This is a genomic window from Chloroflexus sp. (assembly GCF_056331925.1).
In genome coordinates this window covers 1-7,731 of sequence record NZ_JBWGQH010000007.1, presented here as the reverse complement: position 1 = coordinate 7,731, position 7,731 = coordinate 1, and the positions used below count along the sequence as shown (strand labels likewise).

Here is a 7,731-nt window from a genome sequence, read left to right as displayed (position 1 = left end):
ATGTCGAGCGCAGCGAGACATCTTACACTGATGACTACCGGTACTTGGCGTGGTGAACGGAGCGAGACATCTAGCTCCGCTTGAAGCGGGGGAGAAGGGTTATTCCCTCTTCCCGCAGCGCGGGGGCGAGGTGAGGGCCAGACTTGCAAATTTGGTAAGCCAACGCTACAATCGGCCCGCTATGGAACAAACCTTGTCGCCGATTGGCGTAGTTGTCGTTTCGTACAATACGGCCCCCTTGTTGCGACGTTGTTTGGCGTCGTTGCAGGGATGTGAGTTACCACTACGCATTGTTGTCGTGGATAATGGCTCATGCGACGAGAGCGTACACCTCGTGCGTCGTGAATTCCCGACGGTGACGGTGCGGGAACGGCCGGATAATCCCGGCTATGCGGCTGCATGTAATGAGGGTATCAGCCTGCTCGTAGATACCTGTGGGGCGATTTTGGTGCTGAACCCTGATACCGAGCTATTACCGCGAGCAATTGAATCGATGGCCGATTTCCTTGCGGCACATCCGCGCGTTGGGTTGGTGGGGCCGCGCTTGCTCAACCCCGATCACACACTTCAACGAGCTGCCTTCCGTTTTCCCGATCTTATCACGACGGCCCTTGATCTCTTCCCGCCCGGCGAAGTCTTGCCCGGTCGCCTCTACGACTCATGGTGGCACGGACGTTACCCGGCTGAATTTGGTGATGCTCCCTTTCCAATTGACTACCCACTTGGTGCGTGTATGCTGGTACGCAGCGCCACAATTGACGAAGTGGGACTGATGGACGAAGACTATTTTATGTATTGTGAAGAGATCGACTGGTGCCGACGGATCAAACTCGCCGGATGGGCGATTTGGCACGTCCCGACGGCACACGTTATTCACGTCGGTAGCGCTGCTACCGGCCAATTCCGGTGGAAAATGTACGTCGCCTTGTGGCGGGCACGGGCGCGGTACACAGCCAAGTTCGGGGGCCGAGGTCTACGCTACGCGCATGCCGCCCTCGTCACTCTCGGTATGCTCCGCCTAATCGGCAAGGCGTGGCGTGACTACTTCAGTGGACGGATCGACCGGAACTCCCTACGCGGGCAACTCCTCGCCTACGGATTAATTTTGCGCACAACCGGCAATTTGGCTGCTCAACCGGTTGCGAAGGCGACAGGCTGATGCTATAGTAGCGATAAGAGCAGGTGCTATGTGGCGGAATAGCCCTACTCGCATATGTGAAGATTTTTCGCGAGACAAGCCAAATAATGTTGTGAGGTTGGTTCGCGTGAACATACCGGTGTATTGCTCCGCAACTTATTCTGAAGATTGCGACAACTCAAACCTGGTCAATGCTGCTTTGCAGACGAAGCACGTGTTGGTGGCTTGCGTTGATTCCGGCCTATCACGTTGTTAGCTGCGTGAGCTGGCACCGATGCATGCTCCGCACCTCCTCTCCAAAATGAAACAGGAGCAGATCAGACAACGATGTACGACCAAAAGCGACCTGATGTCGCGGTCTTCATCGACTTCGAGAACATCTATGTGAGCGTGCGCGATAAGCTCAACGCCACACCGAACTTCGAAGCGATTATGGACCGCTGCAACGATCTCGGCCGCGTTGTGATTTCACGCGCCTACGCCGATTGGTATCGTTACCCACGTATTACGAGCGCACTGTACGCCAACGCTATCGAACCGATTTACGTAGCAACGTACTACTACGACAAAGATGCCGGACGCACCGGACGTGCTATCAAGAATAGCGTCGATATGAACCTATGTATCGACGCTATGAAGACCCTCTACACCAACCCGAATATTGCACGCTTTGTCCTCGTTACCGGCGACCGTGACTTTATTCCGCTCGTCCACAGTATTCGCCAACACGGCAAAGAAGTGTATATCATCGGGATCGGTGGAGCGGCTAGTACACACCTTGCACAAAGCGCCGACGAATTTGTTTTCTACGAGCAACTGATTGGGCGTCAGCCGAATGCGAGCGCCGCCGCTACGGCGATTGCTAATCGTACTACTGAGCTAAACCGACTACCCGAACCGATAGAAGAGCCGATGGCGCCGGTTACTCCCCCACCACCCCCTCTCCCAGAACCAGACATCTACGATGTGCTGGTGCAGGCGATTCATCTTGCCCGTAAGCGCGGATACGTCACGACCCTTGGCTCGCTCAAGATGTTGATGAAAGAGCTTATGGGGGGCGATTTCAAAGAAAGTCGCTACCGCGATCTGAATGGACGCCCATTCACGAAGTTTAAGGATCTGGTGCTTGACGCTGAGCAACGTGGTAAAGTGCAAATCTTTACCAAAGGTTCGGTCAACGAGGTCTTTTTGCCGGGCGAGGATCCGATGAAGCTCTCGCGGTTTGCACCGCTACTGACCGAAGAACCACCACCTGAGCCGTTGGTGCTTGATCCGCCAATTGGTAGCAACGGTACGGTGCAGCTTGCAGAGATTGAACCGGTGATTATTGAAGAGGTGAAAACAACGGTTGCTGATACACCCGCGGCAACTCCATCGAGCAGCAATCGCCGTCGGCGTCGCCGTTCACGACGCAATAATCGCAACCGCGAAGAGGTCACCGCGAATGGTCTTGGGACGGAGTCTGCCATCACCGACGCACAGGAAGATAGCGCGATTGATGACCTCGATTACACGCCACCACAGTTAGAAGAACCGACAGTGGCAACGGTAGCAACGGCTAGCAGTGACGAAAGTGCCGTGATAGAGACGGTTGTGCCGTCTGAGCATCTGCCTCCCTCGCTTGCCGATGCTGCCGAACCGGTAGCGGTTGTTGTCGCGAGCGAGCCAACGCCTAAGACCGGCCGTAGCCGTCGCCGCCGTTCACGTAAGGCGACCGCAGAATCGACACCGATCGGTGAATCGTCGCTGCCGGAGACAACCGTTGCCGAACCATCGGTTGCCGAGCTGGTCGTGGCCGACACCTCACCCGCCGAGCCGGTGGCGGCCGCCACCCCTCCAGCCGAACCGGTGGTAGTCAGCACTCCACCTGCTGAGCCGGTTGAGGCCGATACCTCACCCGCCGAGCCAACACCACCGACCGCGACCGATGGTAGCAGTGATCACGTCGATCTGACGCTGGAGTTCAGCGCAGAAGAGTGGCAGTTGTTCCGCACAACTATCCGTGAACTCGGCAAACCGGCTACATTTCAGCAACTGCTCAGTGCGTTACAAACAGCACGTCGCAAGCATGGTTTGCCACGGACAATGGAGGAGAACCGCACAATGCTCAAGCAAGCCATTCATCACGGTATGCTTGAGCGCACCACTCGGAACCGCTACGTCTATTACACGCTGAAAGAACTTGAGTAGGATTATCAAAATCTGTGGCTTACGCACGATCGATCACGCGCTGGCAGCCGCCACTGCCGGCGCCGATCTGATCGGGCTTGTATTCGCCCCAAGCCGCCGGCGCGTCACTGTGGCCGAAGCTCAGGCAATTGCCGCAGCGGTACGTGCTCTCCCGCCACCACGACCGTTGATCGTGGGATTATTCGTAAACGAATCGGCCCACGTGATCGCTGAGATCGCTCGCACCGTCGGGTTAGAGGCAATCCAGTTGAGCGGCGATGAGCCGGCCGATTTTTCCATTCCGGTTGAGTTACCACTGATCAAGGCCATCCGTATGACCGGTGATCCGACCGAGGAGGCATGGCTGGCTCGGATCGCGGCGACGAAACCGGCCACCAGCAATCGCTTACCGACCATGACTACATTGGTTGATGCTCACATCGCCGGTACGTATGGCGGTACCGGCCAACAGGCCGATTGGCAACGGGCGGCAAACCTAGCTCGGCGTGTACCTACCTTGCTGGCCGGCGGTTTGACTCCGGCAAATGTCGCACAGGCAATTGCTGTCGTTAACCCGCTGGGGGTCGATGTGAGTAGTGGCGTGGAGCGAGATGGGCAGAAGGACCCGGAGTTGATGGCAGCGTTTGTGCGGGCTGTGAGGACGAGTGATGCAGTTGCGGGATGTGGCGCTGAAAGGCGTTGCACCGAGTAGCATCGGCAGCCAAGAGACTTGTGGTTGTCGAGATTGTGTTTGCCCGGCTTGCCGATCAACGGTACAACCGTTGGTAACTTCGATCGTTACGTTCGACGACTTACGGCGCGATTATCGGTAGAATCAGCTTCAGCACAGCCCACCTCCAAAGGACTGAAGATGCATCGGCTACCTGCCTCTCGCCGCGAACCATCGTACCGATCAACTCAACCGTCACAAAGAGATTGGGCAAACCTCGATCGACCACGTACCGGTTGCAGTCCGTCGGCGGCAAATGAGCGTTATGGTAAGCTGAGACGATGGGTGAACAGCGACAGGATTAGGATAGAGCATGCCTACCACAACCAACAACTCATCTTCCCAGCATGCGCAAGCGAGAGCCGTCGCAGCAAGGTATGTACAACGGATTGCACAATGGTGGCTCACCTTGGTGATCCGGCTAACCATTGCTGTTGCCCTCCTGTTCGCCTTACGCTGGATCGTGCTACGCTTTCGACGTGTACGCATTCGTCCTACCGCATATGCAACACCCCCAATCGGACCAGAAGAGATAGACACCCAGCGCCGACGAATTGTGATGAGTGATCTTCATCTCGGTGGTGGCGACCGGCGTGATGACTTTTGTGATGATGAAGCCCTGATTGCGTTCATCGAACATTATGTCATACAAGAACCAACCGAACTGATCCTTGCCGGCGACACCTTCGAGTTTTTACAGGTCAGCCTACCCGATGTCGCCGATGATGAGTGGTCACAACGGGCTGCCGCACGACGCTTGCAAGCGATCATTGAGGCGCACGCCGGCGTGATTAACGCGCTACGCCGATTTATCCAACTGGCCGATAACCGGTTGACCATCTTGATCGGCAATCACGACTTTGAATTGCATTACCCGGCAGCGAAAGAAGTCTTGCGACAGGCACTTCACCTACCGGCCAACGATCCGCGGTTGCGGTTTGGGATCAGTTATCACGGCGGCGGTGTCTATATCGTACACGGTAATCAGTTTGACCGGTGGAATCGGTTTGTCAATTTTGCCAGTATCAGCGAACCGTTCGAGGTGGTACGCGGGACACAGTTGGTCAAAGAGGTCATTAACGAGCTTGAAGAAGATCCGTTCCCGCTCGCACCCCTGATCGACAATATTAAGCCATCATCGGCCTTCTTTTGGTATCTGATGAGTTTGCAACGACTGCGCGATCCGGCAGCACGACGTTTTGTGACCCGCGGAGTGATCGGTTTCTTGCAAGTTACGGCGTGGGCACCGCCACACCATCTTTCGAGTGAACCCGACGAGTGGTTACGACGCTCGCCACTGCTGGCGCTGTGGCAACCGATTGCCACGTTTCGTCGCCAGCGTGTTGCCCGCCATCAAGCGATTGCTCGCCAGTTTGGCGCTGCCGCAGAGGCCTTCAGTGGCTTACCCGAAGTGGTTGACCAGGTGCGTGATGAAGCCCGTCGGCAAGCCAGCCGTGAAGTGAATACCTTCAATGATGAGATTGCCCGCGAGATGGCGCTCATCGCCCGTCTACCGGCCTATCGTAATGACCACCTCTTTGTGTGTGGTCACACGCACTTGGCTCGCGTGATCGATCTGGGTGAAGGACGGCGCTATATCAACGTTGGCACATGGACAGACATTGTCTTTGATGTAGAGACGATGCGCCGGCCTAACCAGCGCTATCCATTTCTCGAGATTCCTAGCGGTGAAGACGGTGCGCATCGCGCGCAGTTGTTGGTCTGGCACAGCGTTGATCAACCACCACACCCATGGCACGAAGAAGAGCCGCCGCGCCAGCGTTAGCAAAGTCGTGTACAATATCCGCAGCAGCCTTGAGACAGGCAGAGCTGATTTGGCTACATACTATCGTGAGAGGAGGCAACGATCGTATGAAGAACGTGTTACGCATTCTCGGCATCGCCGCAGTGGTCGGATTGGCAATTGCCATTTTCCGCGCCGTGCGCCAGTATCAGGAGGATAGTGTGTTCGATCTGACACCGGCTACGAATAGCAACACCGGTAATACCGGTAATACGACTCAACGCGGCAGCATCAGCCCCGAACTGCTCAGCATGCTGGCCGATCCCGGTGATAAGGGGCCGGTAGAGCTGATGGTTGATGCCAACGGCAAAGAGTGGCTGGTCAATCGGCGCAACGGCTATCGCTACCCCATCGAGGATGGTATCCCAATTATGCTGCTCGAAGAGGGTGAGAAAAACAAAGACGAGAGTCTCATTCAGAAGTAGTTAACGCAAAGAGCGCAAAGAGCGCAAAGAGCGCAAAGGGGCAAAGGCGCGAAGGTGGGTAACGCAGAGGGCGCCAAGGGCGCTCAATAAAAATAATCTTTGCGTACTCTACGCTCTTCGCGACTTTGCGTAACTAGAAAGTAAAGTTATGCAGGATGTTGTTTCGCGACCGGGACGGTTCGGCCCATATGGTGGTCGGTATGTGCCTGAAACGCTGATGCCGGCGGTTAGGGCGCTAGAGGAGGCGTATGAAGCAGCCAAAGCCGATCCATCGTTTTGGGAAGAGTTGGCAACACTCCACCGCACCTATACCGGTCGGCCGACACCGTTAACCTTTGCTGCCCGCTTAACTGCCCACTGCGGTGGCGCACGCATTTATCTCAAGCGCGAAGATTTGGCCCATACCGGCGCACACAAGATCAACAATGCGCTAGGGCAAGGCTTGTTGGCGAAACGAATGGGCAAGCGGCGCGTGATTGCCGAAACCGGCGCCGGTCAGCACGGGGTAGCAACTGCCACTGTCTGCGCATTGCTCGGTCTAGAGTGCGTAGTCTATATGGGGGTTGATGATATGGCCCGCCAGCGTCCCAATGTCTTCCGTATGCGGTTGCTGGGGGCTGAAGTACGAGGGGTGAGCAGTGGTTCGCGCACGTTAAAAGACGCGATCAACGAGGCAATGCGCGATTGGGTGACGAATCCAGACAGTTATTATCTCCTTGGCTCGGCTCTAGGGCCGCACCCCTATCCAACAATGGTGCGCGACTTTCAGCGCGTAATCGGGGTTGAGGCGCGCGAGCAAATTCTCGCTACCACCGGTCGGTTGCCCGATATGGTGATTGCTTGCGTTGGCGGTGGCTCGAACGCCATCGGTATCTTTCACCCGTTCCTCGATGATCCTGGCGTCGCATTGCGCGGCGTTGAAGCCGGTGGACGCGGTGAACGACTCGGTGAACACGCCGCTCGCTTTCGTGCTGCGACGCCCGGTGTGCTGCAGGGCACCTTTTCGTATGTGCTGCAAGACGAGTTCGGGCAAATCGCGCTCACTCATTCGGTCAGTGCCGGCTTGGATTACGCTAGCATTGGCCCCGAACACGCGTGGCTCCACGATACTGGACGGGCGACCTACACTGCCGCCAGCGACGACGAGGCATTGGCCGCGTTCCAGTTATTGGCCAAGCTCGAAGGGATTATCCCAGCATTAGAGAGTGCCCACGCAGTGGCCGAGGCGATCAAGGTTGCTCAGACAATGCGGCCCGACCAAATCATTCTGGTGAACGTATCAGGGCGAGGCGACAAAGATATCTTTACCGTTGCCGATCTGCTGGGAGTGTCGATCTGAAACGTAAAACACAAAGGTGCGAAGGTGGGTAACGCAAAGGCGCAAAGGCGCGAAGGTGGGTAACGCAAAGGCGCAAAGGCGCGAAGGTGGGTAACGCAAAGGCGCAAAGGCGCGAAGGTGGGTAAC

The 7,731-nt window shown here is 56.4% G+C and carries 6 protein-coding genes; all 6 read left to right on the top strand.

All coding sequences use genetic code 11. The features are described 5' to 3' along the window. Positions 1 to 181: 181 nt before the first annotated feature. The 6 genes from AC01ZF_RS05170 to trpB all read left to right on the top strand — a co-directional run bounded on the left by AC01ZF_RS05170 (position 182) and on the right by trpB (position 7,605). A complete protein-coding gene (locus AC01ZF_RS05170; RefSeq protein ID WP_424674365.1) occupies positions 182 to 1,159 on the top strand; it encodes a glycosyltransferase family 2 protein in 978 nt (325 codons plus the stop codon). 306 nt (positions 1,160 to 1,465) lie between these two features. Next, positions 1,466 to 3,328 carry an NYN domain-containing protein gene (locus AC01ZF_RS05165; protein WP_424674366.1) on the top strand — a complete coding sequence of 621 codons (1,863 nt, stop codon included), beginning with the start codon at positions 1,466 to 1,468 and terminating at the stop codon, positions 3,326 to 3,328. Continuing rightward, positions 3,321 to 4,019 carry a phosphoribosylanthranilate isomerase gene (locus AC01ZF_RS05160; RefSeq protein WP_424674367.1) on the top strand — a complete coding sequence of 233 codons (699 nt, stop codon included), beginning with the start codon at positions 3,321 to 3,323 and terminating at the stop codon, positions 4,017 to 4,019. The genes AC01ZF_RS05165 and AC01ZF_RS05160 overlap by 8 nt, the downstream gene beginning before the upstream one ends. A gap of 331 nt (positions 4,020 to 4,350) precedes the next feature. Then, entirely contained in the window at positions 4,351 to 5,823 is a 1,473-nt protein-coding gene (locus AC01ZF_RS05155; RefSeq protein ID WP_424674368.1) for a UDP-2,3-diacylglucosamine diphosphatase, read from the top strand. Between the two features lie 86 nt (positions 5,824 to 5,909). After that, complete coding sequence (locus AC01ZF_RS05150) at positions 5,910 to 6,266, top strand: Trm112 family protein (RefSeq protein ID WP_424674369.1); 357 nt, start codon at positions 5,910 to 5,912, stop codon at positions 6,264 to 6,266. 148 nt (positions 6,267 to 6,414) lie between these two features. Beyond that, positions 6,415 to 7,605 carry a tryptophan synthase subunit beta gene (gene trpB / locus AC01ZF_RS05145; protein WP_428113812.1) on the top strand — a complete coding sequence of 397 codons (1,191 nt, stop codon included), beginning with the start codon at positions 6,415 to 6,417 and terminating at the stop codon, positions 7,603 to 7,605. The last annotated feature ends 126 nt before the right edge of the window (positions 7,606 to 7,731 follow it).

Excerpts from the sequence above, each read along its gene's own strand:
- AC01ZF_RS05170 (WP_424674365.1), top strand. The coding sequence starts at position 182 with ATGGAACAAACCTTGTCGCCGATTGGCGTAGTTGTCGTTTCGTACAAT.
- AC01ZF_RS05165 (WP_424674366.1), top strand. The coding sequence starts at position 1,466 with ATGTACGACCAAAAGCGACCTGATGTCGCGGTCTTCATCGACTTCGAG.
- AC01ZF_RS05155 (WP_424674368.1), top strand. The coding sequence starts at position 4,351 with ATGCCTACCACAACCAACAACTCATCTTCCCAGCATGCGCAAGCGAGA.
- AC01ZF_RS05150 (WP_424674369.1), top strand. The coding sequence starts at position 5,910 with ATGAAGAACGTGTTACGCATTCTCGGCATCGCCGCAGTGGTCGGATTG.
- trpB (WP_428113812.1), top strand. The coding sequence starts at position 6,415 with ATGCAGGATGTTGTTTCGCGACCGGGACGGTTCGGCCCATATGGTGGT.